The sequence below is a fragment of the Bradyrhizobium sp. TM102 genome (assembly GCF_009176685.1).
GTDB lineage: Bacteria > Pseudomonadota > Alphaproteobacteria > Rhizobiales > Xanthobacteraceae > Bradyrhizobium > Bradyrhizobium ottawaense.
In genome coordinates this window covers 3,546,523-3,572,683 of the sequence record NZ_AP021855.1, presented here as the reverse complement: position 1 = coordinate 3,572,683, position 26,161 = coordinate 3,546,523, and the positions used below count along the sequence as shown (strand labels likewise).

The window sequence follows — 26,161 nt, the reverse complement described above, 5'->3', positions numbered from 1 at the left end:
CGCGACAGACTGCAGTTCATGCTAATCGGTACGGACTAGACGTTGCGCGAGATGTCGGCACATCGAAGCGCAGAAACAGCTGCTATCCCGCGCCGGCGCGAATCGTCTCGGCTTCGCGCCCCATGCTGTCGATCAGCCGCACCACTTCGATCGGCGTACGCAGCTCCAGCTTTCGCATCATCCTGGCGCGATGGACCTTCGCCGTCACTTCGCTCACGCCGAGCCTCGCCGCGATCTGCTTGGCCACCAGCCCTTCGGCCATCAGCAGCATGATCTCGCGCTCTCTCGCCGTCAGCGTCTCGACGCGCTGGCGGGCTTCACGCACGATATCCTCGCGTTCCAGCCGCCTGCGGTCGCGCTCGATGCCGTGCCTGATCGCATCGAGGATCTCCTGCTCGCGAAACGGTTTTGGCAGAAACTCGACCGCGCCGCGCTTCATGGCCTCGACCGAGACGCGGACGTCGGAATGGCCGCTGATGAAGACGATCGGGATCGGCACGCCCGTCTCGGCGAGCCGGCGCTGAAGCTCGAGGCCGGTCGGCGACGTCCCGGGAAAGCGGACGTCGAGCACGAGGCACGACGGACTGCTGGAAAGATTCTCGGTGAGGAACTCTTCCGTCGAGGCGAACAACTTCACCCGGTGTCCGGTCTCCTCGCAAAGATTTCCGATCGCAGTTCGAATCTGAATCTCGTCGTCAACGACATAAACTATGGCTTGACCTGAAACCATTGCAACGGACTCCCCGGCTTGGGGCTCGATGAGCAGGCATCGAGCCATCCATTCTTCTTGCAAGCGCAGACAAGGTGCTTGGGTGAATTCGCGGGGTCCGGGCGAAGCGCATCGGTCCACCGGTTCGACGTCTTAGAGCCAACACCCGCTCGTGGCGAGTGAAGGCGTTCACATATCGGGCTTCGTGATCGGAGGGAATTGAGCGCGGCTCCGTCGGCATCGCGGCGGAGTGCGATATCGAGAATGCGGCAAGCCGGTGCCGTGGAGTCCGGTAGCGTGGAGTCCGGTCGCGTGATCGCGGTATTGCCAACTGCATCATGGCATCGCCACTCATGTGCCGAGTCGAACGCCGGGCGCCGGCCGCTTTCGGCCGGAGCAGACGGGACGTTCAGTCAGCTAATCGAGTTCGATACCGCGCGCGTCATATCGATACGCTTCGTATGCATCTCCAGCAAATCACGAAAAGTCGCACCCCGCGCCTTTACTACTGGATCATCTGGCGCACCCGACCGTCGCCCCGACGAGAACGACATACTGACGATCGATACTACCTTAGATGATTTACAACCATAGCGAGCTTGCCATTTTTTCCTGCCGCAACGAAGCCATTTCAACCAGGCGGGTTTTGATATGCGATTTGTGCCAATTATTGCCTTGCTTGGAACTGCATGCAGCCTCGCCGCGGTCACCACCCTGGGGCCGGCCGTCATCACCGGCGCGGCCGGGAGGGCTACGGACAAGGCGGCGCACGCCTTGGAATCGACCAGGCGCCTGCTCGTCCCCGTCGGACGCGAAGCTCCGACATTCGGGTCCGATTCGCCCGTGTTCCGCTACGCCTCGATCCAGCGCGGCAGCATCGAGCAGACCGTCACGGTCACCGGTGCCCTGCAGCCGGTCAAGACGATCGAGGTCGGTTCCCAGCTGTCCGGGCAGCTCGCCCGGGTCTATGTCGATTTCAACGACACCGTCACCAAGGATCAACCGCTCGCCTTGATCGATCCGCGCAGCTTCGCGGCCAAGGTCGACGAAGCCAAAGCTGCGCTTGCCGTCTCCAATTCGCTCGTCGACATCGCCAGGGCCAAGCTGGATCGCGCCCGGATCGACCTGCAAAACGCCAGAGGCAGCCGCGACGTGCTCGCCGCCAAGCTCGAAAGCGCTCAGGCGGTCAAGACCTCGGCGCAGAAGACCTTGCAACGGAAGCTGGCGCTGCAATCGCAGAACGTGGTGGCGACGACGACAGTCGACGACGCACAGACCGAGTTCACCGCACGCCTCGCCCAGGAGCGCGAGGCCGAGATCCTGATGTCCCTCAACTCCTATTCGGTGGAGGGGGCACAGGCCGACGTCCGCCGCATCGAGGCGGAGCTGCAACAGGCACGCATGGCGGTGCCGGAGAAGGCAGCCGTTCTCGCCGCAGCCCAGGCCGATCTCGACCGCACCGTGATCCGCTCGCCGATCGACGGCGTCGTCGTCGGCAGGTTCGTCAACGAGGGCCAGACGCTCGCGGTCGGACTGGAATCGCGCACCACCTTCGTGGTCGCCCACCGCCTGGAGGACATGGAGATTCACGCGCAGGTCGACGAAGCCGATATCGGCCGCATCGCCCCCGGCCAGCGCGCCCATTTCACGGTGGATGCCTACCCCGACCGCCGCTTCGAGGCGGTGGTGCGGCAGGTGCGCAAGGCGCCGCAGACCCAGCAGCACGTCGTCACCTACACCGTGGTCCTTGCGACCTCCAATCTCGACGGCGCGCTGCTCCCTGGAATGACCGCCCTGGTGAAGATCGTGATCGAGCGGCAGGACGACGTTCTGAAGGTGCCGCTCGCCGCGTTGCGCTTCCAGCCGTCCGGCACGCGGCAGGATCCTGCCGCCCGCAGCGGGGTGTGGGTACGCACCGCAAGCGGCTCGCTCCAGCGCATCGCCGTAACAGTGGGCGCGGCCGGCACCGAACAGGTCGCCCTCAAGAGCGGAGATCTCGACGAGGGCAGCCAGGTTGCCGTCGGCCAGGCCATCCGTCCAGCGGGCATGGAATTTCTCGGAATCAGGTTCGGATCATGACCGCCTCCCCGCCGCTCATCAGCCTCCAGTCGGTCGGCAGGACCTATCGCACCGACGGAGTCGCGGTCACCGCCGTCCGCAATGTCAGCTTCGACATCGCGCAAGGCGAGATCGTCGCCGTGATGGGTCCGTCCGGCTCCGGCAAGTCGACGCTGATGAACATGATCGGGCTGCTCGACCTGCCGAGCGAGGGCGCGGTCTATCTCGAAGGGGCCGATGTCGCCGATCTCTCGGAAGATCGCCGGTCGTCCTTGCGCGCCCGTAGCATCGGCTTCGTGTTCCAGTCCTACAATCTGCTCGCGCGCCACGATGCGATCGAGAACGTCGCGCTGCCGCTAGTCTATTGCGGTGTCGGCCGCAGGGAACGTTTGGCGCGCGCGGAAGCGAGCCTTCAGGCCGTCGGCATGCTGCACCGCGCCCATCATTTTCCGCGGCAGCTCTCCGGCGGCGAGCAGCAGCGCGTCGCGATTGCACGCGCCCTGATCGCCTCCCCGCTGATCGTGCTCGCCGACGAGCCGACCGGCGCGCTCGACAGCCGTACCGGCGCCGAGATACTGGCGCTGTTCGCCGCGCTCAACCGGACCGGCCAGACCATCGTGATGATCACGCACGATCCCGGCATCGCGGCGCAGTGCCGCCGCACGATCCACCTGCATGACGGCGAACTCGTCGCTGACGAGACGCCGGCTCCGGCCCTGCCGAAACGGAGCGCGGCGCCATGACGATGCTCCAGGGATTCCAGATCGCCCTGCACGCCCTCAGGCTCAATCCGCTGCGCAGCTTCCTCACCATGCTCGGCATCGTGATCGGGGTCGCCTCCATCGTGACGGTGTTTGCGATCGGTTCCGGCGCGCAGCTGCGCCTGCAGGAACAGATCCGCTCGATCGGCGCCAACGTGCTGATGATCACCCCCGGCGCGGTCTACCAGGGCGGCGTGCGTCTCAAGGACGGCAGCAAGCTGACGATGACGGAGAGTGACGTGCAGGCCATCCTCGAGCAGATTCCGGAAGTCCAGGCCGCGGCCGGCTCGATCGCCGGAACGGCGCAGGTCATCCACGAGGGCAAGAACTGGAATACGACGATCAACGGCACGACGACGGGGCACTTCATGGTACGCGACTGGCAGCTCGCGACCGGCCGCTATTTTTCCGGCACCGAGGAGGCCGGAGCCGGCAAGGTCGTGATCCTCGGCAGCACCGTTGCACGCGAGCTGTTCGCGCCGGGCGACGATCCCATCGGTGCGCAGATCCGGATCATGAAGGTCCCGCTCGAGGTGGTCGGCGTTCTCGATCGCAAGGGACCCGCACAGGACGACGTCGCCTTCGTGCCGCTCGCCACCGCCAAGCTGCGCTTCCTCGGCAGCGCCAGCAACATCAACCGGGATTCGGTTGCCTACATCATCGCCAAGGTCGCCGGGGACGGGCAGATGGCGGGGGCACGATCGGAGATCGAGAACCTGCTGCGGCAGCGCCACCGCGTCCCCGCCGGCCAGGAGGACGATTTCAAGGTCCAGGATCCGGCCGCCGCCATGGAAGCGCAGCAGGGAGCGATCCGCACCGTCGCGCTCCTGCTCGTCGCCATCGCCTCGGTCTCGCTGCTCGTGGGCGGCATCAGCATCATGAATGTCATGATCGTGTCGGTCACCGAGCGCACGCGGGAGATCGGCATCCGCCGCGCGCTGGGCGGGCGGATGCGGGACATCCGTCTGCAGTTCCTCTGCGAGGCGCTCGTGCTCTGCCTGCTCGGCGGAGCCATCGGCGTCGCCGGCGGCGTCACGCTCTCGATGACGGTCGCCCGCATGGCAGGATGGGTCACCTCGATCGACGGGCAGGCGATCGGCCTTGCCCTCGCCTTCTCGATCGCGACCGGCCTCATCTTCGGTTTCTATCCCGCGCACAAGGCGTCCAAGCTCAGCCCGATCGAGGCGCTCAAGACGGAGTGACAACATGCTGGGAGTGGCCACATCAACCCGCAGTCCAGGGAGCAACCAGCCATGAGCCGAGATCCGCAGGACTCGATTACACCGACGCCGCGCGAGCGCGAGCTGATGATGTTGATCGCACGGGGAATGCAGAACAAGAATATCGCCTACGAGCTCAAGATCTCGGAGAATACGGTGCGGGCGCATATCGGCAACATCATGCGCAAATACCGGCTTTCGAACCGAACGCAGATCGCGATCGTGTTTACCCTGCACGCAGGGCCATCCTCGCTACGCCGCGATCTCGCCAGGGTCGGCCATCCTCCGACGGCGACGAAGCCCTCGCAAGCCCCTGCACCACGGGTGCAGACCGCGACGGATTGAATGTCCCGGCCACAATCCCTTGCGTTGCCCGACGGGCAAAACACCCAAGGTATCGGTCAACCCGCGGCGGCGAAAATATTCCACTTTACCGAATTTCGGAAACGGCGTATGCATCGCTCAACCCGGCCCGAGGAAGAGGGGCGTATCGCGATCGTCACGAACGCGGGCCGGGCGGCGGTGGACGCTAGTTGCATCGGCGCGAAGTGCTTTCGCAGGGCGGAGAGCCGTGAGCGAAAGTATCGCGCACACGACCGGTGTGATCGGCGTACGGCAAAATCGTGTGGTCCTGGCGCCCGGGGTCTGTGCGCCAAGTCTTGTGGTGATGGATGTCGTCCAACCGGACGCATCCGCCAGCCATCCGCAAGGCGACGGGGGCAATAGTGCAACGCTCCCCGGGGAGAGCACGACATAAGCCGTAAAGCCACTGCGCAGGGAAGGCCGGGATGCTCCGGTTGCCCTGTTACCCGCTGTGCATGAAGCATACGCAATCTGCTCTTGGCATGGCGGTCAATGGGAGCCAACCGGCTCCCGGCCTTCCCTGCGCCCTCTTTCAATTGAGGGTGAGGCGATGAAGCAAAGCTCGGGCGAAATGCGCTGCGAGGATGCGATCCCATGTCAGTCATTCAACAACGGTCTCGTGCCCCGGACGCAGCGCAGCGCTCTCCCGGCGATGCGAAGCATCGTCCGGTTCAGCGGTGCGCTGCAGAGCCGGGGCCCATGTAGCAGCACGTGCTGTGGCTTCCTGGGTCCCGGCTCTGCGCGGCAGCGTAGGAACGCTGCAGCGCAGCCGGGACACGAGCTTGGCGGATGCTGTACTTCACACTCGCGTGGGGGCCGCTCCCCTCCCCAACCCTCTTGCATCGGCGACGGGCCTTGTAACAAGGCCGTCATGCAGCGAAACTAAACGAAGCTGGGGGGCCGCGGATTGCGGCCATGCCGCCTCACCGCAGGGAGAGATTTGATGCGCCGTTCACTGGTGTTGCTGTCCGCCGGACTGACAGTGCTATCCACCGGATTTGCGTCCGCCCAGAACAACACGCCCCGCAATCTGATCCTGTTCATTCCGGACGGTCTGCGCGCGCTGAAGGTCAACCCCGACACGGCACCTGCCATGGCCGAAATCCGCGACAAGGGCGTCAATTTCAAGAATTCGCACTCGCTGTTCCCGACCTTCACCATGGCCAATGGCTCGGCGATGTCGACCGGCCATTATCTCGGCGATACCGGCGTGTTCTCCAACACGATCTGGACCAACTACACCTCCGTCCCCGCCGGCGACACCGTGGTCCCCTTCATCGAGAACGACGCCGTGCTCGGCGACATCGACGAGCATTTCAGGGGCAACTACCTCAACGAGGACACCATCCTGAAGCTGGCCCGCGACAAGGGGTACAGCACCGCAGCGCTAGGCAAGCACGGTCCGACCTATCAGTTCGATCACACCGACAAGCCTGAAAAAGCCGGCCTGCATTCGATCGTGTTCGACGACGCCACCGGCGGCAAGAACGGCGTGGCGCTGTCGGACGAGGTAAAGGACGCCCTGACCAAGGCCGGCCTGCCCACCACCACGCCGCCGCGCGGCGACAATTCCAAGGCGGGCGATGCCAAGACGCCGGGCACGACCGCCGCCAACGTGGCGCAGCAGGCCTATTTCGCCGACGTCGCCGCCAAGGTGGTGCTGCCGATGTTCAAGGCGCGCAACAAGCCGTTCGTGCTGGTGTTCTGGTCGCGCGACCCCGATGGCAGCCAGCACAACACCGGCGACAGCCTCAACCAGATCCTGCCCGGCATCAACGGTCCGACCTCGATGGCCGGCATCAAGAACGCCGACACCAACCTCGCCCAGCTCCGCAAGGCGCTGGACGAGCTCGGGCTTGCGGCCTCGACCAACATCATCGTCTCGGCTGACCACGGCTTCTCGACCATCTCCAAGGAAAGCAAGACCAGCCCCTCGGCCAAGGTCAGCTATGACGACACGCCGAAAGACTTCCTGCCGATGGGCTTCCTGGCGCTCGACCTCGCCAAGGCGCTCGACCTGCCGCTGTTCGACCCCAACGACAAGAACGCGAAGATCGAGGGCAACAAGCATCCCAAGGCCGGCAACGGCGTGCTCGGCAAGGATCCGGAAAAGCCCGACCTCGTCGTCGCCACCAATGGCGGCTCGGACCTCGTCTATCTCCCGAACAAGGACAAGAAGCTGGCGGCCAAGACCATCAAGGCGCTGCTCGCGCAGGACTACGTCTCCGGCCTGTTCGTCGAGGACTCGCTCGGCCGCTTCCCCGGCACCCTGCCGCTGTCGAGCATCAATCTGCGCGGCAGGGCAGCGACGCCGACGCCGTCGATCGTCGTCAACTTTCGCTCCTATGCCAGCGATTGCGGCGAGGCGCCGACCAACTGCTCGGTGCAGGTCGCCGACACCGTGCTGCGCCAGGGCCAGGGCATGCATGGCAGCTTCAGCCGCGGCGACACCATGAACTTCATGGCGGCGATCGGCCCGGACTTCAAAGCCGGCTTCGTCGACGAGCTGCCGGTCAGCAACGCCGACGTTGGCATGACGGCCGCCCGGCTGATGGGCCTAAGCGCGACACAGAAAGGAGACCTGGCCGGCCGCGTGATGTCGGAAGCCATGCCCAACGGCACCGTGCCGAAGGCTTATGCCGGCACAATGAAGTCCAGGCCCGCGGAGGGCGGCCTGACCACCGTGCTGAACTTCCAGCGCGTCGGCAGCCAGCGCTATTTCGACGCCGCCGGCTTCCCGGGCCGCACGCTCGGCCTCGAGCCGGACGGCGGCAAACAAAAAACGGCGGGGAAATAACCCCGCCGCTTTCGCTCGCGCCCCGCACGTGGGCGCGAGAATATCTCGGTTGTTACATGCCCAGATCTTTTACATGCCGATGTCGAACACGTTCGGCAATTGGCCAGCCAGGGGCAGCGCGGTGGCGCCGAGGAAGGTCGCCACCATCGCCATCAGGCGGCGGTTGTTGTGGCGCTTGCCGCGCATCTGGCCGGCGATCCACTCCAGCATCTCGCTGTTGACCTTGGAGGCATAGGACGGCGCCCAGCTCTCGATCTCGGTGTCGGCCGACAGCGCGACGCTGCGCGGCGGCACTTTCAGGCCCGAGGCGCTTGCGGCATAGTGGGCTACCGCCTTGGCGAGCAAATCATCGAAGCGGCCGCCATCGGTGCGTTCGGTCGCGGCCCCGTTGATCTCGAACAGGATCTCGGCCTCAGCGCGGCTGACCGGCTGGTCGTTGACGGCGGTGGCGGTGAGGATGCGCGTGCACCAGGCGGTGTCGTCGGCATCGAGCGAGCGGGAGAAATGGACCCGGCCCTTGGTGGTCGGGCCTTCGCCCGTGATCACGCCGTCGCGCACGATGGAGAGTGCATGGGCCGCGGTATCGCGGCAGGACGGTTCAAGGGACGACGAGTCAGCAGATTTAGGCGCAGCGGCAGACATAGTTCACTTCCAGATTTCTTCTGATCGGCCAGCATTTTCATGCCGGCGTAAAGGGGTGGTTAACGATTCGATACGGGGATCGCGACTTTTCTAGATGGTTGCCAATTGGTCGCTGTCAGGACCATTTTGGTTCTAGGACGCGCCGGGCGAGCGTGATGGAAGTCATAAAAGGCATTATCGGGGCGAGCGAGACCGTGTGACCCCGGGTGGAGCTGTTTCGCCGCAGGTGCCGGTGTAACAATAAGTTGCTAGAAAATCGGCCCTTCAAGGAAGGAATTCACATTTTACTTTAACCGGTTCAGTTGGCGTTCACTTGGCGTTGTAAGACCCCTATAATGAGGGGGACGGCCAGAGACAAATTCTCCAGTATATTCAATGTGATGAGGTAGAACCATGACACTTCCGATCGGCACCACCGCACCCGACTTCGAAGCCGAGACCACCGAAGGGAAGATCAAGTTCCACGACTGGATCGGCAACAGCTGGGCGCTGTTGTTCTCGCACCCCAAGGACTTCACGCCGGTTTGCACGACCGAGCTCGGCGCGCTCGCCAAGCTGAAGCCGGAATTCGACAAGCGCGGCGTCAAGCTGATGGGCCTCTCGGTCGATCCGGTCGACCGCCATGCCAAATGGTCGGAAGACATCAAGGAGACGCAAGGCGCGGCCCCGAACTATCCGATGATCGGCGACACCGATTACAACGTCTCGAAGCTGTACGGCATGTTGCCGGCCGCGATCTCGGGCGATCCCCTCACCCGCACCGCCGCCGACAACCAGACGGTCCGCAACGTCTTCATCATCGGGCCGGACAAGAAGATCAAGCTGGTGCTGGTCTATCCGATGACGACGGGCCGGAACTTCCAGGAGATCCTGCGCGTGATCGACTCGCTGCAGCTCACCGCCAAGCATCGCGTCGCGACGCCGGCCGACTGGAACCAGGGCGAGGACGTGATCATCGCAGGCTCGGTCTCCAACGACGAGGCCAAGACGATCTACCCGCAGGGCTGGAAAGAGCCGAAGCCCTACATCCGCATCGTGCCGCAGCCGAAATAACAACGAACTGTCATTCCGGGGCGGTGCGAAGCACCGAACTATGGTGCGCACTTGCGCACCTGAGAATCTCGAGATTCCGGGTTCGGCTCTGCGAGCCGCCCCGGAATGACGCTGTGAATTTCGAGCCCTGCTTTACGCCGCCCGCACGCGATCCAGAAACCCGTCGACCTCGGCCTTCAGATGCAGGCTCTCGCCCGACAGCGCCTGGGCTGAGGCAAACATCCGGCTCGAGGTCTCGCCGGTCTCGCTGGCGCCCTTGGCGGCGTGGCGGACATTGACGGCGACGTCGGCCGCGCCCGAGACCGCCGCGCGAACGCTTGCGACGATGTTGTGGGTCGCGCTTTTCTGCTGCTCGACCGCAGCCGAGATCGAGCCGGCGATGCCGCTGATGCGCTCGATGGTCTGGCCGATCGCCTTGATGGCGACGACCGATTCCTCGGTCGCAAGCTGCATGCTGGCGATCTGGTTCGAGATTTCGTCGGTCGCCTTGGCGGTCTGGCCGGCCAGCGTCTTGACCTCCTGGGCCACCACCGCGAAGCCGCGACCGGCATCGCCCGCACGCGCGGCCTCGATGGTGGCGTTCAGCGCCAACAGGTTGGTCTGCTCGGCGATCGAGGTGATCAGCTTGACGACGTCGCCGATGCGCGCGCCCGCTTCGGAGAGCTGCGCGATGCGCTGATCGGTCGCCTCGGCCTGCTGCACCGCCTCGGCTGAAATCTGGTTGGATTCCTGCACGCGCCGGGCGATCTCGGAGATCGATTGAGACAGCTCGTCCGAGGCCGACGCCGCCGAACGCACGTGCTCGGAGGCGTTTTCGGACGCGCCCGCCGACTGCGCCGACAGATCTGCGGTGGAGCGCGCGACGTCGGTCAGCTGCCGCGCCGCACGCTCGAACTCGCCTGACGAGGCCAGCACCTTGTCGAGGATGCCGCCGACGCTGCCGCGGAACTCCTCGACGAAGCTGCGCAGGTCGGATTTGCGCTGCTCGGCCGCCGCGGCCGTGGCTGCCGCCTGCTCGCTGCGCATGCGCGCCCGTTCCAGCGAATTGCTCTTGAACACGGCGACCGTGCGGGCGATCTCGCCGATCTCGTCGGCGCGATCCTCGCATTCGATCGCGACGTCGCTCTGGCCGTTGGCAAGCGCGGTGAGCGAGTGCGTGACCGAGGTGAGCGGCCGGGTGATGCGGCGGACGACCAGCAGGGTCAGGACCAGCACCAGAAGCGCGGCGAGGCCCGCGGCCGCCGCCATGCTCTCGATCGCCTGGGCCAGCATGCTCTCGTACTGGATCATGGGGATGCCGACATAGAGGATGCCGACGACTTTGCCGGCCGCATCCGCGATCGGGAAATAGGCCGTCATGAACGATTTGCCGAACAGCGTGGCCGGCCCCTTATAGGCCACGCCACGGCGCAGCGGCGCCTGCCCCGGATGATCGGCGGCAAGTTGGGTGCCGACGGCGCGGTCGCCGTTTTCCTTTTTCACATTGGTGGAGCGTCGCACGAACTGCCCGCTCGCATCGTCGAACACGAACAGGGTCGCATTGCCGCCGACATAGGACACCGCGCGATCGACGATGGCGTGATCCCCGAAGTCAGGCATCTTGGGGATCTCGGCGCGCGCCACCGTGCCATCCTTCATCGTGATCTTGGCGGCCGGAACGGTCTCCGTGAAGGCCAGTGCCAGCGTGCGCAGATTGACCTCGATGTCGCGCAAGGCGCGATCGTTGAAGGCGGATGTCAGCGACCAATAGCCGGCGCCGACCACAAGCGCCGTATTCACGCCGATCAGCAGCACGGCACACAGAACCGCCTTCGTGCCGAGCTTGAACTGCGGCAAGAACTTCCCGGTCGAAACCTTGGACATGAATGGAACAACCCCCGTAATTCCTGCATAATGGTGCAGTCGGCTTACGGCCGCATTAACAACAGTTCACATCGCCGCGCGCGGCATGGTTTCCAAATCGTAAACGAGGACGCCCCTGACCACGCCGAGCGCGCCTGTCATCGTCTGGTTTCGCGATGACCTTCGTCTGTCCGACCATCCCGCCCTCCATGCTGCCGTGAAAGCCGGTGCGCCGGTGGTCTGCCTCTATGTGCTCGACGAGGCCGCCGGGCGCCCGCCGGGCAGCGCAGCGCGCTGGTGGCTGGCGCAGTCGTTGCGGGCGCTTGGCGCCGAGATTGCCACGCGCGGCGGATCGCTCGTCCTGCACAGGGGACCGGCGGCCAAGGTCGTCGCCGAATTGGCCCGCGAAAGCGGTGCCCGCGCCGTCCACTGGAATGGAATTGCGCAGGCGCCGCATCAGGCAGTTGAGAGGCAGCTCGAAGCCGCACTGGCAAAGCTCGGCATCGACTCGCAAAGCCTCCCCGGCGACCTCCTCGTCCAGCCCTCGGCGATCCGCAACAAGGAAGGCCGGGGCTTGCGCGTATTCACGCCGTTCTGGCGGCGGGTGCTGTCGCTCGGCGATCCGCCAAAGCCCTTGCCCGCGCCGAAGCAGCTGCGCCCTGGTCCAAAGATCGCCAGCGATCGACTTGAAAGCTGGAAGCTCGAGCCGACCAGGCCCGATTGGGCGGGCGGCCTGCGCGAGACATGGACCCCGGGCGAAGCCTCCGCGCGGACACGCCTGCGCGACTTCCTCAAGCACACCGCGCGCCGCTATGTCGGCGATCGCGACCGCCCGGATCGGGAGGGCACCTCAAGCCTGTCGCCGCATCTGCGCTTCGGCGAGCTCAGCCCGCGCCAGGTCTGGCACGCGGCGCGCTTTGCCGCAGATGAAGATCCGGCGCTCGGGCCCGGTATCGAAAAGTTCCTGAGCGAGCTCGGCTGGCGCGAATTCTGCCGTCACCTGCTCCACGACCATCCCGACCTCGCCACCGACAACCTGCAAACGAGCTTCGACGGCTTCCCCTGGAAGGGCGACAAGAAGGCGCTTGCGGCCTGGCAGCGCGGGCACACCGGGTACCCCATCGTCGACGCCGGCCTGCGCGAGCTCTGGCACACCGGCGTGATGCACAACCGGGTGCGGATGGTGGTGGCGTCGTTCCTGGTCAAGCACCTCTTGATCGACTGGCGCGAGGGCGAAGCCTGGTTCTGGGACACGCTGGTCGACGCGGATGCCGGCAGCAATCCCGCCAACTGGCAATGGGTCGCCGGCTGCGGCGCCGACGCCGCACCCTATTTCCGCGTGTTCAACCCGCAGCTCCAGGGCGAGAAGTTCGATCCGGATGGAACCTACGTTCGGCGCTGGGTACCGGAGTTGAAGGACATGCCAACCAAGCTGATTCATCGGCCCTGGCAGGCCACGCCGATCGAGCTTGCGAGCGCGGGCATCACGCTCGGCAAGACCTATCCGCAGCCGATCGTCGATCATGCCAAAGGGCGCGAGCGTGCACTCGCCGCCTACGCAAAGATCCGCAGAAGTTGAGCGCCGCTTTGACACAATTTCGAAACCCGCTATCGTCATCGCGCCAATCAAACCGCGGGGGACGATATGGACGACGATAAGCCGATCACCGAACAGGCGATGGAGACGATCACCACAGCCGTGGAAGCGACCAAGGACGCGGCGGTCATTGCCGTCAAGAAGGTCAGGAAAGCCGCCAAGAAGGTCGCGAAGAAAGTAGCGCCGAAGAAGGCTTCCAAGAAGAAGGCCAAGAAAGCCTCGAAGAAGAGTTCGAAGAAGGCTGCAAAGAAGTCGTCGAAGAAAGCGGCCAAGAAAGCGGTCAAGAAAGCGGTCAAGAAAACTGCAAAGAAGGCCGCCAAGAAAGCGGCCAAGAAAACCGCCAAGTCGAAAAAGAAGGCTCGGAAGGCCAAGCGCTGATCGGGGCGCTCGAGCAGGTCTCCGGGTGCGGGCGCGCCCGGAGACAGCAGCTGGGATACCCTACCCTCGCGGCTTGGATGCGCGCCGGCCCGGGTGATGCTCTCCCTTCGGATCACGGAATTCGCTGCGATGACCGCGGCGGTCCTCGGCCTTGAAGCGCCGCCGCTTTTCCGGTGAGCCGAACTGCTTGATCAGCCGCCTGCCGTTGACCTTCTTGATGACGTAGCCACCCTCGGTCATCGAGAACGGCGCCTTGAGCGATCCCATATGGTCGAATTTGGTGCCGCGGGGATGCTCGAAGGGCTCGAACCAGGACGGATAGACGAAGTTCGACATCGGGAAGCCGTTGACGAGGAAAGAGTCCTCCTCCACGGCGTCGCAGACCTCGTAGGCATATTGGGTGTGGCGGGTGCTGTCGGCCCACAGATTGGCCATGGGGTCCAGCACCATCTCGAACAGTTCGTGCGATGCCGCCAGGCTGACGGGATCGTCCGCACCCAGCGCCTTCAGGAATATCTTCGAGATCGGCTGTCCCCGATGCGTAAGCTCGTGCCGTCCGAGGAAGTTCTTGTGGCTGGCGTCGTCGAAATAGACGAGCTGCCAGTCCGTCGGCTTCGGCTTGCGGGTGACGTCGAGATCGACCGGGTAGCCCCAGACGGGGAGGAAATGCTCGTCGTAGCATTTCTGGAGCGCGGCTGTGAGCTTGGCCATCATCCGGTCGCTCATCATCTCCTCCGCGTAGTTGATGCAGGCAATCCGGACCGGCTTCAACGATCTGCCGAGCAGCGCGCGCCTCGCCTTCTTCATGGAAATCACCGTGTGAATGTGAAACTGAAATGCGTTCAGCCTAACACGGACCTGCCGCGCACGTCAGGGATGTATCCCGTCGCCCGCTCCATCCGCCTAGAAGCGCCTGTTGACGACGAACACGGCGGCCGCGCACATCCCCATGCCGGCAATCGCCAGCGCGTCGAGCTTCTCTCCGAACAGCAGATAAGCCATCAGCGCGGTCACGGCGGGCACCAGATAGAACAGGCTCGCGACCGAGGTCGCCGCAGCGTGGCGGATCAGCCAGTACAATAGCCCGATCGATCCGATCGAGAGCGCGACCGCGAGCCAGCCGAGCGCGAGCATGAACTCCCGCGTCCAGTGCACCACGCGGTCTTCGAACAGGAAGGCCCCGATCGCGAAGAAGATGGTGACGGACACATATTGCACGAGATTGCCTGAGCGCCAGTCGATCTGGTTGCAGTAGCGGCGCTGATAGAGCGTGCCGAGCGTGATGCTGATCAGGGAGACGACCGAGGCAAGCCAGCCGAGACCGGCTTCACCGGTCATGGGACGGTTGTGCAGGATCATCACCACGCCGCCGAGGCCGAGCACGAGCCCGGCCCATTGCACCGGCGTCACCTTCTCGCCGAGCCAGCGGTTGGCGATGGTCGAGGTCAGGATCGGCTGCAGGCCCGGGATCAGCGCGGAGAGCCCGGCCGGGATCGAATGCGCGATCGCGATCGCGGTGCCGCCGAGATAGAAGCCGTGGACGAGAATGCCGGCGACCGCGCTGTGCGCGATGCCGGTGCTGTCAGGCCATTTCGGCCGCGCGATCGCCGCGATGATCGCCATCAGGCCGACCACGATCGCCATGCGGATGGCGAGATAGGTCAAGGGATCGGCATTGTTGACGACGTATTTGGTGCCGATGAATCCGGTGCTCCAGAGCAGGACGAACAGGATCGGCGCGGTGCGGGCGGTCAGGGCTTCTTGATTATGGTTCATTGCCGCCCTCATTGCCCCACCGGGGGCTATGCGGCAATGCGAATTTCGTGCGGACGATGCTGCGCTGCGACGGACGATGGCGGCTCAGCTCAGCCGCTCACCATTCTTCCGGACAGGGGTCGATGATCTTCCAGAGCTCGACGCCGTTCTTGATCTTCTTCATGTCGGTGGTGAGCCCGCCATTGCGGCGGATCCAGTCCTTCACCTTGTCGGGGTAGTAGGACATCAGGTCGGACGTGCCCTCGGAGCTGGTGACCTTGATGCCGAAGGTGAAGGCCTTGTCGTAATAGGCCTGGTGGAAGCCGAGGCTTGCCCGCGGCGTCACGCAGATCTTGTTCATCGGCACGATGCCGAGCACCAGCGTGCAAGCCGAGTTGCAGATGCCGTCGATGATGACGCGCTCGCCCTTCTCGCGGACGCGCTTGTACTTGGTCTTGTATTCCTCGACATAGCCGCCGTGGTCGCGGGTGATATGCAGTTCGGCCCGCGCCGGCGTGGCGGCGGCGATGGAGAGCAACAGCAGGCTCAGAAGCGTGATGCGCATGGCGGCGTGACGGCGAAAGCCTTCAGGAATGAACCGGCTTCGAAGGACCCGCGAAATGAGCCCCTAGGCCGGCAACAGGATTCTTAACCGAATAGTCTTTGGTCATACTTGTGTGGGGAATTCGTTAAGCATCCCGAAAAGGCCAAAAATGGGCAGCCTTCGACCGCATGTCGGGCAATTCTGTCACACCCACCCGGGAATCTGAGGGATTAGCCCCGATTTCCGGGCGCCGGACGGGTGCCCTGGAGGTGCGAAGTGGCTATAGATGGCTGACCACTTCGTGCGAGTTCCGGAGAATCGAGATGAGCAAGTTGACGCTTGTAGCCGCGGTTGCTGCCCTGTCGGCCGCAATCCTAGCCCCTGGCCTCGCGGAGGCGCGGGGACATCACCGGCACCACCGCCATTACGCCAATCCGCTGCCCTACCCGATCAGCTATCTGCACAATTACGGCCCCGGCATCACCCCCGGTACCTTCGCCTTTTACGACGGCCCGTCGACCAATCATTGCTACCAGAGCGCGGCCGCCTATGTCGGCCAGGACCGCCGCCGGCACCCCTGCTACTGAGGGGCGCTGGCGTGGCCTCTGCGGGCGCCTCTATTTGGCGGCGCCCGACAGCAGCAATTGCTTCTCGATCTCGTAGACCGGCAGCTTGACGAGGTCCTTGCCGACCTCGCCCCGCAGCGCCTTGCGCATGACGTCCGAATAATCGGCGCGGATCATCCCGAGCGCGCGCGGTGAGGCCACCATGGTCAGGGCCGTGGTCTCGCCGGAGCTGACGGCGGCATCGAGCCGGCCGGCAAGGCCGCGCAGGAAGGCGCGCTCGGCCTCATCGTGCCAATCGGTCTGCTCGGCCGAGCTGCGCAGGCCGCCGGCAGCGGCATGCAGGCGACCCGGCGCGTCGCTCCCTTGCGCGCTGGTCATGGGATTGGGCTGCTCGTGCACCTCCCTGGTGTGAAGGTTCGGAAACATCTCGTCGCCGAGGTTTTCCAGAATGAGCGCCTTGCGCCCATCGCACACGACCAGCCAGCCGCCCTTGTCTAATCTCATCTTGTCCATTGCACAGCTCCAAGCAACCTGTGAGCCGGCTCTCCGAATTGGTCGAAGGACTGGCCACGCGACAAGACTACGAACGAAGCCCCGACGGCGAATTGCGCAGGATCAAGAACCGCATCGATGTCCTGCGTGGCCATCGCAGCGCGGGCCGCAGCATTGGTCACTCGCGCGAACCTGGGATAGTCTGGCGGGGTCGAGGTCAGGCCTGCGGCGGACCGGCTGAAGATTTGTTCATCAGCATTACATTTCGGTTCCGCCACAATTTGATCAGAACAACTTCGATATCCTGGATCGCGTCAGCGGAGGAAGACATCATGAATCTCAAGATCGGCCTCGTCGCCGCAGCCCTGTTCGGCGCCATGTTTGGCGCTTTGGCGACATCGCCGGCGGCGTCTGCCATGCCCATCGCGCCCGCGCCTGCGACGCCGCAGGCCTCCGGCATCGAGCAGGTCCGCATGGTCTGCGACGCCTGGGGGCGCTGCTTCTGGCGTCCGAACTACTATGGGTATTACGGGCCCCGGCCGTATTACGGCCCCCGGTATTATGGGCCGCGCTATTACGGTTACGGTCCACGCTATTATGGCCCACGCTATCGCCGCTGGTGACATCTGAAGGGGCCCTCGGGGCCCCTTCGCTTTTGCGAGATCATTCCTTGCGCGGTCATCACCAGCCTGGATCGATTCCAAAACTGATCTAGATCAAGGATGAAATCGGCACGCACCGTCATTCTACGGTGATGGCGGACTTGATCGTTTTTCGATGCCCCCAGACGGGCATGAACGTACAGACGGATCTTGAGAAGCAGCTGAGGCAGGAGAGACGGAGCTTTGCATCCTTCGCCTGTCCCGCCTGCACGCGGCTGCATTTCATCGACCTCGCCTCCGGCCAGCCGATGAGCCGGGAACGTTGACGGCCACATCGATCTGGACGGACGTCATGGCATGATGTCCGCAATACTACGGCCTGAAATTCGGTTTACTGAAACGCGATGTTTCGCCATTGATGGCGGTGTATCGACGTTCATTTGATTGTCACATTTCAGCAGCCGGCCAGACCATGTTGTTCGACGCCCTCGCTCCGTCCTCCGCTCTTCAACTGATCGGCTTTGCCGACGTCGATGCGTTTCGGCCGATCGAGACGATGGAGGACGCCAGAAGCATTCCGCTCGACATTCCGAACTTCGCCGCGGCCCGCGCCGTCGTCTCCCTGCCGGCGTGCCGCATCATCCTGATGAGATCGTTCGCGCGCATCCTCGACACCGCCTATCGGATGCCGGGCGGGATGGTGATCCTGTCCATGACCGACGACCTCCAGGTCAACTTCAAGGGCCTGGATCTCGACGCGCGCTTCTTCGTGACGCTCCGCGGCAACGATGAATGCCACTTCGTCGAGCCCCAGACCAATCATCATGCAATGATCATCTTCTCCCCCGAGCTCAAAGACCGGGGCTGGTTCGATCACGCCGACGATTTGCGGGCTCATGTCGCGAACCGGCCCGCCCTGCTCCACACGCGGCAACTCCTGCTCGACATCCTGCGAACCGCCTCAATGCAGCCGCTCCTGTTCGAGACCACCGAGGCGGCGGCCCATCTGCAGGAAGGCCTGCTGCTCGCGCTCGACGATCTGTTTCGGATCGATTCGATGTCGGATCGGAGCGCCTCGGTCCAGGGCGAGCGTTCGATCAAGCTGGTGCAGCGGATCGACGATTACGTCGCAGCCCATCCGACCGTGCCGATCTATACCGCCGATCTCGCCGGTGAGTTCGGCGTCTCGATCCGCACCCTCGGCGGCGCAGTCAGCAAGGTGCGTGGCATGAGCCTGCATCAGTACATTCGCCTCAAGCGGCTGTGGGCGACCCGCGCCCGTCTGCTCAAGGGCGGCGGCGCCACCGTCGCCACGTGTGCACGCGCGCAGGGCTTCCATCATCTCGGTGAATTTGCCGCAGCGTACCGCGCGACGTTCCACGAGGCCCCGTCCGACACGCTGGCACGCGGCCGGCACAGCCGTATCCCGCCAGCCTGACCGACGCAGCAAGCCCTTGCGACGGTGCGCGGCATCAGCGCCGTTCTGGAACATATCTGGAACGCCAAGGAGGAGTGGCGCGCTCGGAGAGATTCGAACTCCCGACCCTCGGAATCGAAATCCGATGCTCTATCCAGCTGAGCTACGAGCGCCCTGGCCCGGAGGTACCGGACCACAAACCGAGACTTGCCGGACCGGCGGCTGACGAGCCAGCACATCGGACGGCGGTTCGGATGGGTTCGAATTAGCAGAGAGGCCGACCAATAAAAAGCCCCCGCCTCGTTTCGAGACGGATCGAAGGCGGCTGTCACCAGGTCGTGTTGAAGAGCCCGAAATGCGGCTGCTGGGCAACCAGCATCACCGGTCGTCCCTGCTGCGGCGCCGGATGGGCCCTGGCGACCTTGCGCTTGGGCTGAACCGGAGCCTTGGCGGCAGTATCGGTCTTCGCGGCCGGCGTGAACTGGGCGAAGGTCTCGCGCACCCGCGCCTTGGCTGACAGCTCGGCCAAGGCCGCCGACTGGGCCTCCTGCACGGGCGGCTGGGGAGCCACAACCGCGGCGGTCTTCACCGCGGGCGCAGCAATCGTCGGCTGACTGGTGTCGAGGACGACGCGCTCAGGCAGGTGCCGATCGGACCGGATTCGGATCAGGGGCTGATCGTTGCTCGCGGTCGCAACGGCTTGTGCCACAGGCGCCACCGGGAAAGCGAAATTCACCGCGAACAGCAGAGCGAGCAAAGCTCCACCGACAAAGACGAAATACCGAAAGATGGGCATTGGCCGCGCTCCGCCCCCCGCATCCCCGCGTGGGCTCTCCGCCTCAACAGGCGATCTCTTATTTGGTTCCTGGCCCAGCCGTTCGGTTCAAATGGCGATGCGAGGTTTTTTCGCCAAGGGCCAGCAAGGACCAAGGAGGGTAACTTTTCCGCTACCGGAACATGCCGCCGTTAAGCACGGCGTGCTGCAACCAGCGAGCATTTCGCCTGATCGGCATTCACGTTGATGAAGCCGACCGGGATATGCGCAAAGGTCTTGCGGCTCTTCATGCTGACCGGATCCGCCAGCACGCGACTGCGGTTGGTGAGATGACTGCCGTCGCGCCGCGTAAAGGCGCAGACGATCTCAACATCCTTTACGGCATAGTCATTGTCGTTTCGCAGCGTGAACGTCACCAGGGCTCTCGAGCCAAGGCCGCCGCGGCGCCAGGTCTGCGATGAAATCCTGAGACGACCGAGTTCTGCCGCGGCAGGTGACTTGGCCGGTGCCTGGGCTTCCGAGACCGGCGACACAGTTGCGGCCGCATCGCCCGAAGGAGCCGCCTCGACGGCCGCCAGCTCCGCCTTCACCGGCTCAGCACTATTGCCCTTGGACAGAGGCAGCAGCATCCAGACGCCGCAGCCGACAATGATGGCCGCCAGCAGCCACAGAAGAGTGCGGCCAAATGAGACGCTCGCAATCGTCACGGCCCGCGCGACTCGTTCGCCGGTCCCGGCGAAGCGCCCCAATCCGATCCGGTCGAGCCTGGCGTTCATGGTTGCATCACCGATCGCGGCCAAAGCCCATGCAACGACGGACCGGCCACTGCTTACCTTAATCCGGAAGAGGAACTAAGGTTCCCGCGCAGCTGCGAATCGGCAGGGACGGTGGCGATCACCGCCCACGGCCGCTAACATGCGCAGCAACATCGCGAAGGCCCGTTGGGAGAATTGAAATGCCAGTCGTCACTTGGGATCACGTCCATCTGCGCAGCCCCGATCCGGAGGCCACGGCGGCCTGGCTGCGGGACATCCTCGGTGGCGAGATCGTGCACGCGCCGGGACGGATCGACGTGAATCTGGGCGGCGCCAGGATCTTCATCGCGCCGCTCGAGGGCGACAACGCCGTCAACCCGCCGCCTCCGCACCCGCATCAGGGTCTCGACCATTTTGGCCTGACGGTGAAGGACATCGATGCCGTTGCAGCCGAGATCAAGGCCAAGGGCGTCACGTTCACGCGCGAGCCGACCACGATCCGGCCCGGCGTGCGCATCTGCTTCATCCGCGGCCCCGAAGGCATCTCCATCGAGCTGCTTGAGCGCGACAAGAAATATACCTGATCCGGCGCAAGCTCCAGCACCCCGCGTCCAGTGCAACGTTTTGTCATGCATTTCGCGGGCCAACCCTGATTCGCAGGCGGCCGGCCTCGCCCCGTCATCAGACCGTCATGACGGCGTCACTCACAAGCCGGAACAACTACGGCTCGCGGCGGCAACTTCCCGTGGCCGGCCGGCAAACTGCCGCGTTGCGCGAGAGAATGCGCTTTGGCATAAAAGCGGGACCGGTTACGCCATTGGGCGATGGCGGCCGGCCTGCGGGACGTTATGAAAAACGGTCTCTATTCGATTCACGTGACCCTGCTCGATGGTCGAGCCGGCAAGGGCAGCGGCGTGATCCTTTTTCGCGACGGCAAGATCCTTGGCGGCGATGCCTACCTCTATTACACCGGCAGCTACGTGGTGAAGGACAACAACACCTTCAAGGGCGAAGTGCTGGTGCAACGACACACCTCGCCGCGGGGCGACGACAATCCGCTGTTCGGCGGCCCTGCCCCCGTCGGCATCGGCCTCAGCGGCACCTTCACGGACACGCGCGCGGAGATGACGGGCACGGCTCTCGTCGGCAAGGCCAGCCAGATTTTTGGCGCGACGCTGCACAAGCTCGCCGACTTCGACTAGACGCACGAGCTATTCCGCAGCCTGCTCCAGCGGCGCCGTGCGCGGCAGGATGATCTGGATGCGGGTGCCACTGCCCGGTTCGGAATCGAGATCGAGCCGCCCGCCGAGCCGGTTGGTGACGATGCTGTAGACGATGTGCAATCCAAGACCGGTGCCGCCCTGGTCGCGCCGCGTCGTGAAGAACGGATCGAAGGCACGGCGTCGGACGTCGAGTGACATGCCGCAACCATTGTCCGAGAAGATGATCTCGACATTGTCCTTGCCGGACTCGCGGACCTGGATGTCGATGGTTCCCGGCCGGCCGTCCGGGAAGGCGTGCGCCACCGAATTGAGAAACAGATTGGTCAGCACCTGGCCGTACGGGCCCGGATAGCTATTCATGGTGAGATCGGGCTGGCACTCGACATTGAGCGTCAGATTGTGCTTGCGCAGGCCCGGCCTCAGACTCATCACCACCTGCTCGGTGAGGTCGCCGAGATCGAAGCTGCGCTGATCCGAATAGTTGCGGTCGGCGGCGACCTGCTTGAACGACTGGATCAGCTCGGCGGCGCGATTGAGATTGGAGACGAGCTGCGAGGATGCATCGCGGCTGGTGTTGAGGAAGTCGTTGAGCGTGGAGCGGCGCAGCTCGCCGCGCTCGACCTCGGAGGTGAACATCGCGGTCTTGCGCTCCAGCGCGGAGGCGACCGTGAGGCTGATGCCGACGGGATTGTTGACCTCGTGGGCGACGCCGGCGACGAGGCGTCCGAGCGCGGCGAGCTTCTCGGCCTCGATCAGCGAGGCCTGGGTCTCGCGCAGATTGCGCAGCGCGGTCTCGGCGGACTCCTTGGCCTTGCGCATCTCCTGCTCACCGCGCTTGCGCTCGCCGATGTCGAGCGCGACGGTGACGATCCGCTCGATCTCGCCCTCGGCATCGAGCAGCGGCAGCTTGTTGACCAGCCATTGCCGCATGTTGCCGGCGGAGTCCTTGTACTCCTCCTCATAGAAGCCGAGCCCCTTGCGGATGCTGAGCACGCGCTTGTCGTTCTCGTCGGTCTTGGCCGCGCCGTAGCGCGACATCAGGTCGGCCGTGGTGCGGCCGAGCGCGTCGCCGGGTTCGATGCCGAAGATGCCGGCCATATAGCGGTTCATCAGCACATAGCGCAGGTCGCGGTCCTTGACGTTGATCACCGCCGGCACGGTGTCGATGACCTGCTGGAGCAGGCGCCGGCCTTCGGCGATGGCGTCTTCCGCCCGCTTCTGGTCGGTGATGTCGCGCAGCGTGCCCTCGTAGCGGACGATGTTGCCCGCTTCGTCCCGCACGCCGGTGGCGCTGTCCGAGAGCCACAGGATGTCGCCGCTGCGCTGGCGCACCTGGTACTCGAACTCGCGCACCATGCCGTCGCGCGCCATCAGCCGCTGGTATTCGACGCGTGCCTCGGGATGGACGTAGATGGTGTGGGCGATGTCGTTGATGCTGTCGATGAGGTGCTGCGGGCTGTCATAGCCCATCATCCGCGCCAGCGCCGGATTGGCGTTGAGCAGATCGCCGGCCGGCGTCGTCACATAGATGCCGTCGACCGAGCCCTCGAACAGCTTTCGGTAGCTCTCTTCGGCGAGGCGCTGCTCGGTGAGCGCGCGCACCGCTGCCTCGCGCGCCGTGTCGGCCTCCTCCAGCGCGCGGCGGAACACTTCGGCTGCACGCGCGATGTCGCCGATCTCGTTGTCGAGGTCGGCCGACGGGATCGAGGTGTCCTTCCGGCCCGCCGCAAGCGCGCGGATGGAGCGGGCGATCTGGGCGAGCGGACGCACCGTCCTGCGCACCACGAACAAGGCAGCGCCGATGCCGATCAGCACGCCGATGGTGCCAAGCACGATGCTCTGCCATCGCGCTTCCGTCAGCGTCCGGGCGAAGTCGCGCGACAGCACGTGGCCGCGCCGGTCGCTGACCTCGCGCAGCAATTCGGTGACGCGACCGATCAGCCGGCCCTCGGTTCCCAGCACCTCGCGGTCGATGTCGGCGATCTGCCGCTCGCGAACGGCCACGGCCATGATGGCCTCGGCATAATCGTTCACCGCCGATTTCAGCCGGGCATCGACAATGTTCAGGGCCCGCATGTTCTGCGCGGCCTGCTCGGCCGCGGACGGGTTGCGCGCGAGCAGCCCGAGCGCGATCCGGCTCTGCGCCTCCGACAGGCGCGATGCCAGATCACGGTCGGCCGCACCGGAGACAGCCACATCGAACTGTTCGCGCAGCGGCGGCAGGCCGGCGAGCAGCTGGGCGCGGCGATCGATCAGGGTCGATATCCGCTCGAGGCCGTTGCGATAAGTCGCGAGCCGCTCGGTGACCCCGTCGATCATGTCCTGCTGCTCGGGCGCGAGCTCGATGCGGGTCTTCTTCAGGATGTCGCTGAGCGTCGAGGCCGCCTCGCCGACCTGCTTGAACTGGATGCCGGCGCCGGGATCGGTGACGAAGTCGCGCGCGGCAAGCCGCAACTCGTTCATGCGGCGATCGATGTCCTCGGCGAGGTCACCGACGCTCTGGAGCCGCTGCAGCTCGGCGAAGGTGGTGTCGATGTGCCGGATCGCGATCACGCTCGCGGTCGACGTGACGATGATCACCGCCAGCACCAACAGGAAGCTGCCGAAAGTGAGCTGGCCGATGGAGAGCGAGAATGTTCGCTTTTTCTCAGGGGTCGGCGTCAATTCGGCGGACATTGGGCTTTGAGGGACCGGGATATTGGAGGCCCAATATACGACGTATTGCGGCCCCGGGGAAACATGCCTCGGGCCGCCGATTATCCTTAATATTGGGGGCGTCGAAGCCCCCTTGCCCGATCTATGACGGTTTGACGCTTGCCTGCCGCCGGGCCGGGATCGTCATGGCGGCGACGCCGAGGACGACGCAGGCAAGCCCGATCCAGGCGGTCTGGCTCAGGCTCTCACCGAGGAAGGCGACGCTGATGGCGACCCCGATCGGCACCCGCAGATAGGCCTGCGCGGTGGTGCCGACCGAGCCCAGGGTCTGGATCAGGCGGAAATAGATCGCAAACGCCGCGGCCGTCGAGAACACGGCGAGCGCGAGCAGTGCCAGCACCGAGCTCGGCGACGGCGACAGCGTCCAGGGCTGCTCGACCACGAGCGAGGCCGGGATCAGGACCGCCGCCCCCGCCAGCAGCGAGCCGGCAGCGGGTGCCATGGGGTCGAGGCCCTTGAAGCTGCGGCCGAAGATCGCGGCGCAGGCGTAGCAGATGGTGGCGGCGACGATGGCCGCCTCCGCGAGGAGACCGCTGCCGATGTCGTGGAAGGCATCGACGCCGACGATCAGCAGGATGCCGGCCATGCCCGCGATCACGCCGAACAGCTTTCGCGGGCTTGTCGCCTCGTGGCGGGTGACGACCGCCGTGAGCAGGAAGGTGAAGATCGGTCCGGCCGAGTTGAGGATGGTGGCGAGCGCGGCATCGACATGGCGCTCGCCCCAGGCGATCAGCGTCCAGGGAATGACGCTGTTGAGCACGGCCTGGAAGGCGAAGCGCTGCCAAGCCGCTGCGTCCATCGGCATCCTGATGCCGCGCGCCCACATCACGACGAGCAGCAGGAGGCCCGCGATCGTGGTCCGCGCCGCGATCAAGGTAATTGGGGGAATGGTGGCGACGCCAAGCTTGATGAAGGTGTAGGAGCCGCCCCAGAGCGTCGCGAGCGCGACCAGGAGCGCCAGCTCGACGGCGATGTTGGTGTCCTGCCGGCTGTCCATTCCGCGCGCTCCGTCCCGTTGTCAGGGACGGAACCTAGCGCGTCTGCGGTCGCAGATAGTTCGTTACGTGTCGAAGTGTATTAGCCCAGCGCCCCGACCTCGAACACCTCGCCGTCGTAGCCGGCTTCGCGGGGGATACGGAGCTGACGGCCGGTTTCGGTCTTGGTCATCACGGGCATCACCGTGACGATCGACATGCCCTTGGCATGGTCGAGCGCGTCTTTCACGCTGCCCTGCTTCGCCAGCCGGATCAGATTGCGCGTGGTCGGAAACGGCAGCTTGAAGCGGCCACTCTCGCCGCCTTCCACCGCCTCGCGCGGCGAGACCCAGATCGAATCGGTCGACTCCCTTCCGTCATGGGCGCCGAGCTGGTCGGGTGGCGCCGCGGCAAGGAAGAACCATGTGTCGAAGCGCTTGGGCATGCCCTCCGGCGTGATCCAGTGCGCGTAAGGCACGAGCGTGTCGAGTGCGAGCTGAAGGTCGTTGTCGACCAGGATGCTCAGGAAGCTGACCTTGTGCTCGTTGAGCGCGACGCGGTGCTTGTCGGCGATCTCGCCGGCACGCCTGGCATCGACAGGCGCGCCCGTCCCCTTTGACCGCGCCAGCAGGATGCCGCTCTCTTCGAAGGTCTCGCGGATCGCGGCGATGCGAAAACCGCGATCCGCCTCGCTGAGGCCTTCACCGCCCGAATACAGGTCGGAGCGGGCAACGATCTCGTTGTCGCCGGCATCGACGCTGCCGCCGGGAAACACCAGCGCGCCCGAGTTGAACTCGATCTGATGATGGCGGACCATCATGAAGACCTCGATTTCGCCGCGGCTCTTGCCGTCGACCGTGGGGCCGTCGCGCAGCAGGAGGATCGTCGACGCCGGGCGTGATGCTGATGTTTCGGCCATCCAA

The 26,161-nt window shown here is 64.8% G+C and carries 25 protein-coding genes and 1 tRNA gene; 13 read left to right on the top strand and 13 right to left on the bottom strand.

The genetic code is table 11. The features are described from left to right. Positions 1-82: 82 nt before the first annotated feature. Positions 83-730, bottom strand: a complete 648-nt coding sequence (locus tag GDN70_RS17005) for a response regulator transcription factor (RefSeq protein ID WP_028140947.1) — start codon at positions 728-730, stop codon at positions 83-85. Positions 731-1,360: 630 nt separating this feature from the next. Here GDN70_RS17005 and GDN70_RS17000 point away from each other — a divergent pair. The 5 genes from GDN70_RS17000 (at position 1,361) to GDN70_RS16975 (ending at position 7,908) form a co-directional block, all read left to right on the top strand. After that, positions 1,361-2,788 carry an efflux RND transporter periplasmic adaptor subunit gene (locus GDN70_RS17000; protein WP_152102801.1) on the top strand — a complete coding sequence of 476 codons (1,428 nt, stop codon included), beginning with the start codon at positions 1,361-1,363 and terminating at the stop codon, positions 2,786-2,788. Next, positions 2,785-3,510 (top strand): ABC transporter ATP-binding protein, encoded by a 726-nt coding sequence (locus tag GDN70_RS16995; protein ID WP_028140949.1) that lies wholly within the window; start codon positions 2,785-2,787, stop codon positions 3,508-3,510. The genes GDN70_RS17000 and GDN70_RS16995 overlap by 4 nt, the downstream gene beginning before the upstream one ends. Beyond that, positions 3,507-4,730, top strand: a complete 1,224-nt coding sequence (locus GDN70_RS16990; protein ID WP_018320679.1) for an ABC transporter permease — start codon at positions 3,507-3,509, stop codon at positions 4,728-4,730. Before GDN70_RS16995 ends, GDN70_RS16990 begins: the two co-directional genes overlap by 4 nt. A 51-nt stretch (positions 4,731-4,781) precedes the next feature. Beyond that, positions 4,782-5,093 (top strand): response regulator transcription factor, encoded by a 312-nt coding sequence (locus GDN70_RS16985; protein WP_152102800.1) that lies wholly within the window; start codon positions 4,782-4,784, stop codon positions 5,091-5,093. A 961-nt stretch (positions 5,094-6,054) separates the two neighbouring features. Then, positions 6,055-7,908 carry an alkaline phosphatase family protein gene (locus tag GDN70_RS16975; RefSeq protein ID WP_095426252.1) on the top strand — a complete coding sequence of 618 codons (1,854 nt, stop codon included), beginning with the start codon at positions 6,055-6,057 and terminating at the stop codon, positions 7,906-7,908. A gap of 69 nt (positions 7,909-7,977) precedes the next feature. On the opposite strand, the gene GDN70_RS16970 is transcribed toward GDN70_RS16975, so the two are convergent. After that, positions 7,978-8,550, bottom strand: a complete 573-nt coding sequence (locus tag GDN70_RS16970) for a hypothetical protein (protein WP_038973512.1) — start codon at positions 8,548-8,550, stop codon at positions 7,978-7,980. A gap of 393 nt (positions 8,551-8,943) precedes the next feature. Between GDN70_RS16970 and GDN70_RS16965 the strand changes: the two genes are divergently transcribed. After that, positions 8,944-9,603, top strand: a complete 660-nt coding sequence (locus GDN70_RS16965) for a peroxiredoxin (protein WP_028140953.1) — start codon at positions 8,944-8,946, stop codon at positions 9,601-9,603. Positions 9,604-9,735: 132 nt separating this feature from the next. On the opposite strand, the gene GDN70_RS16955 is transcribed toward GDN70_RS16965, so the two are convergent. After that, complete coding sequence (locus GDN70_RS16955; protein WP_152102799.1) at positions 9,736-11,466, bottom strand: methyl-accepting chemotaxis protein; 1,731 nt, start codon at positions 11,464-11,466, stop codon at positions 9,736-9,738. Between the two features lie 166 nt (positions 11,467-11,632). On the opposite strand from GDN70_RS16955, the gene GDN70_RS16950 reads away from it, so the two are divergent. Continuing rightward, positions 11,633-13,024 (top strand): deoxyribodipyrimidine photo-lyase, encoded by a 1,392-nt coding sequence (locus tag GDN70_RS16950; protein ID WP_244625901.1) that lies wholly within the window; start codon positions 11,633-11,635, stop codon positions 13,022-13,024. Between the two features lie 66 nt (positions 13,025-13,090). Beyond that, positions 13,091-13,420, top strand: coding sequence for a hypothetical protein (locus GDN70_RS16945; RefSeq protein WP_038973509.1), 330 nt, complete (start codon positions 13,091-13,093; stop codon positions 13,418-13,420). Between the two features lie 60 nt (positions 13,421-13,480). On the opposite strand, the gene GDN70_RS16940 is transcribed toward GDN70_RS16945, so the two are convergent. The 3 genes from GDN70_RS16940 to GDN70_RS16930 all read right to left on the bottom strand — a co-directional run bounded on the left by GDN70_RS16940 (position 13,481) and on the right by GDN70_RS16930 (position 15,740). Next, a complete protein-coding gene (locus tag GDN70_RS16940) occupies positions 13,481-14,227 on the bottom strand; it encodes a hypothetical protein (protein WP_173015823.1) in 747 nt (248 codons plus the stop codon). A 96-nt stretch (positions 14,228-14,323) separates the two neighbouring features. Beyond that, entirely contained in the window at positions 14,324-15,196 is an 873-nt protein-coding gene (locus GDN70_RS16935; protein ID WP_038973503.1) for a DMT family transporter, read from the bottom strand. A gap of 97 nt (positions 15,197-15,293) precedes the next feature. Further along, positions 15,294-15,740, bottom strand: a complete 447-nt coding sequence (locus GDN70_RS16930; RefSeq protein ID WP_018322327.1) for a hypothetical protein — start codon at positions 15,738-15,740, stop codon at positions 15,294-15,296. Positions 15,741-16,042: 302 nt separating this feature from the next. Between GDN70_RS16930 and GDN70_RS16925 the strand changes: the two genes are divergently transcribed. Next, on the top strand, positions 16,043-16,306 hold the full coding sequence (locus GDN70_RS16925; protein WP_028140959.1) for a hypothetical protein: 264 nt from the start codon (positions 16,043-16,045) through the stop codon (positions 16,304-16,306). Positions 16,307-16,336: 30 nt separating this feature from the next. Here GDN70_RS16925 and GDN70_RS16920 read toward each other — a convergent pair whose 3' ends face one another. Beyond that, positions 16,337-16,798, bottom strand: a complete 462-nt coding sequence (locus GDN70_RS16920; RefSeq protein WP_038950353.1) for a host attachment protein — start codon at positions 16,796-16,798, stop codon at positions 16,337-16,339. Between the two features lie 311 nt (positions 16,799-17,109). On the opposite strand from GDN70_RS16920, the gene GDN70_RS16915 reads away from it, so the two are divergent. Then, on the top strand, positions 17,110-17,400 hold the full coding sequence (locus GDN70_RS16915; protein ID WP_038950354.1) for a hypothetical protein: 291 nt from the start codon (positions 17,110-17,112) through the stop codon (positions 17,398-17,400). A gap of 451 nt (positions 17,401-17,851) precedes the next feature. Continuing rightward, positions 17,852-18,817, top strand: a complete 966-nt coding sequence (locus tag GDN70_RS16905) for an AraC family transcriptional regulator (RefSeq protein ID WP_038950356.1) — start codon at positions 17,852-17,854, stop codon at positions 18,815-18,817. Between the two features lie 75 nt (positions 18,818-18,892). Here the strand turns inward: GDN70_RS16905 and GDN70_RS16900 are convergent. From GDN70_RS16900 to GDN70_RS16890, 3 genes are all read right to left on the bottom strand, one after another. Further along, positions 18,893-18,969: transfer RNA gene (locus tag GDN70_RS16900), tRNA-Arg, on the bottom strand. 155 nt (positions 18,970-19,124) lie between these two features. Continuing rightward, positions 19,125-19,592, bottom strand: a complete 468-nt coding sequence (locus GDN70_RS16895) for a hypothetical protein (RefSeq protein ID WP_028140963.1) — start codon at positions 19,590-19,592, stop codon at positions 19,125-19,127. Between the two features lie 170 nt (positions 19,593-19,762). Beyond that, positions 19,763-20,347, bottom strand: coding sequence for a hypothetical protein (locus GDN70_RS16890; RefSeq protein WP_038973507.1), 585 nt, complete (start codon positions 20,345-20,347; stop codon positions 19,763-19,765). 179 nt (positions 20,348-20,526) lie between these two features. Here GDN70_RS16890 and GDN70_RS16885 point away from each other — a divergent pair, with 179 nt between their 5' ends. Continuing rightward, complete coding sequence (locus GDN70_RS16885) at positions 20,527-20,910, top strand: VOC family protein (RefSeq protein WP_028140965.1); 384 nt, start codon at positions 20,527-20,529, stop codon at positions 20,908-20,910. A 264-nt stretch (positions 20,911-21,174) separates the two neighbouring features. Then, on the top strand, positions 21,175-21,528 hold the full coding sequence (locus GDN70_RS16880; protein WP_028140966.1) for a GrlR family regulatory protein: 354 nt from the start codon (positions 21,175-21,177) through the stop codon (positions 21,526-21,528). Between the two features lie 9 nt (positions 21,529-21,537). Here the strand turns inward: GDN70_RS16880 and GDN70_RS16875 are convergent, their stop codons facing one another. The 3 genes from GDN70_RS16875 to GDN70_RS16865 all read right to left on the bottom strand — a co-directional run bounded on the left by GDN70_RS16875 (position 21,538) and on the right by GDN70_RS16865 (position 26,157). Beyond that, complete coding sequence (locus GDN70_RS16875) at positions 21,538-24,225, bottom strand: PAS domain S-box protein (RefSeq protein ID WP_038950414.1); 2,688 nt, start codon at positions 24,223-24,225, stop codon at positions 21,538-21,540. A 121-nt stretch (positions 24,226-24,346) separates the two neighbouring features. After that, positions 24,347-25,261: a DMT family transporter gene (locus GDN70_RS16870; RefSeq protein ID WP_095426242.1), complete on the bottom strand. Its 915-nt coding sequence runs from the start codon at positions 25,259-25,261 to the stop codon at positions 24,347-24,349. A gap of 80 nt (positions 25,262-25,341) precedes the next feature. Next, positions 25,342-26,157 carry an NUDIX hydrolase gene (locus GDN70_RS16865; protein WP_152102796.1) on the bottom strand — a complete coding sequence of 272 codons (816 nt, stop codon included), beginning with the start codon at positions 26,155-26,157 and terminating at the stop codon, positions 25,342-25,344. Positions 26,158-26,161: the final 4 nt, after the last annotated feature.

Excerpts from the sequence above, each read along its gene's own strand:
- GDN70_RS17005 (WP_028140947.1), bottom strand. The coding sequence starts at position 730 with ATGGTTTCAGGTCAAGCCATAGTTTATGTCGTTGACGACGAGATTCAG.
- GDN70_RS17000 (WP_152102801.1), top strand. The coding sequence starts at position 1,361 with ATGCGATTTGTGCCAATTATTGCCTTGCTTGGAACTGCATGCAGCCTC.
- GDN70_RS16995 (WP_028140949.1), top strand. The coding sequence starts at position 2,785 with ATGACCGCCTCCCCGCCGCTCATCAGCCTCCAGTCGGTCGGCAGGACC.
- GDN70_RS16990 (WP_018320679.1), top strand. The coding sequence starts at position 3,507 with ATGACGATGCTCCAGGGATTCCAGATCGCCCTGCACGCCCTCAGGCTC.
- GDN70_RS16985 (WP_152102800.1), top strand. The coding sequence starts at position 4,782 with ATGAGCCGAGATCCGCAGGACTCGATTACACCGACGCCGCGCGAGCGC.
- GDN70_RS16975 (WP_095426252.1), top strand. The coding sequence starts at position 6,055 with ATGCGCCGTTCACTGGTGTTGCTGTCCGCCGGACTGACAGTGCTATCC.
- GDN70_RS16970 (WP_038973512.1), bottom strand. The coding sequence starts at position 8,550 with ATGTCTGCCGCTGCGCCTAAATCTGCTGACTCGTCGTCCCTTGAACCG.
- GDN70_RS16965 (WP_028140953.1), top strand. The coding sequence starts at position 8,944 with ATGACACTTCCGATCGGCACCACCGCACCCGACTTCGAAGCCGAGACC.
- GDN70_RS16955 (WP_152102799.1), bottom strand. The coding sequence starts at position 11,466 with ATGTCCAAGGTTTCGACCGGGAAGTTCTTGCCGCAGTTCAAGCTCGGC.
- GDN70_RS16945 (WP_038973509.1), top strand. The coding sequence starts at position 13,091 with ATGGACGACGATAAGCCGATCACCGAACAGGCGATGGAGACGATCACC.
- GDN70_RS16940 (WP_173015823.1), bottom strand. The coding sequence starts at position 14,227 with ATGAAGAAGGCGAGGCGCGCGCTGCTCGGCAGATCGTTGAAGCCGGTC.
- GDN70_RS16935 (WP_038973503.1), bottom strand. The coding sequence starts at position 15,196 with ATGAACCATAATCAAGAAGCCCTGACCGCCCGCACCGCGCCGATCCTG.
- GDN70_RS16930 (WP_018322327.1), bottom strand. The coding sequence starts at position 15,740 with ATGCGCATCACGCTTCTGAGCCTGCTGTTGCTCTCCATCGCCGCCGCC.
- GDN70_RS16925 (WP_028140959.1), top strand. The coding sequence starts at position 16,043 with ATGAGCAAGTTGACGCTTGTAGCCGCGGTTGCTGCCCTGTCGGCCGCA.
- GDN70_RS16920 (WP_038950353.1), bottom strand. The coding sequence starts at position 16,798 with ATGGACAAGATGAGATTAGACAAGGGCGGCTGGCTGGTCGTGTGCGAT.
- GDN70_RS16915 (WP_038950354.1), top strand. The coding sequence starts at position 17,110 with ATGAATCTCAAGATCGGCCTCGTCGCCGCAGCCCTGTTCGGCGCCATG.
- GDN70_RS16905 (WP_038950356.1), top strand. The coding sequence starts at position 17,852 with ATGTTGTTCGACGCCCTCGCTCCGTCCTCCGCTCTTCAACTGATCGGC.
- GDN70_RS16895 (WP_028140963.1), bottom strand. The coding sequence starts at position 19,592 with ATGCCCATCTTTCGGTATTTCGTCTTTGTCGGTGGAGCTTTGCTCGCT.
- GDN70_RS16890 (WP_038973507.1), bottom strand. The coding sequence starts at position 20,347 with ATGAACGCCAGGCTCGACCGGATCGGATTGGGGCGCTTCGCCGGGACC.
- GDN70_RS16885 (WP_028140965.1), top strand. The coding sequence starts at position 20,527 with ATGCCAGTCGTCACTTGGGATCACGTCCATCTGCGCAGCCCCGATCCG.
- GDN70_RS16880 (WP_028140966.1), top strand. The coding sequence starts at position 21,175 with ATGAAAAACGGTCTCTATTCGATTCACGTGACCCTGCTCGATGGTCGA.
- GDN70_RS16875 (WP_038950414.1), bottom strand. The coding sequence starts at position 24,225 with ATGTCCGCCGAATTGACGCCGACCCCTGAGAAAAAGCGAACATTCTCG.
- GDN70_RS16870 (WP_095426242.1), bottom strand. The coding sequence starts at position 25,261 with ATGGACAGCCGGCAGGACACCAACATCGCCGTCGAGCTGGCGCTCCTG.
- GDN70_RS16865 (WP_152102796.1), bottom strand. The coding sequence starts at position 26,157 with ATGGCCGAAACATCAGCATCACGCCCGGCGTCGACGATCCTCCTGCTG.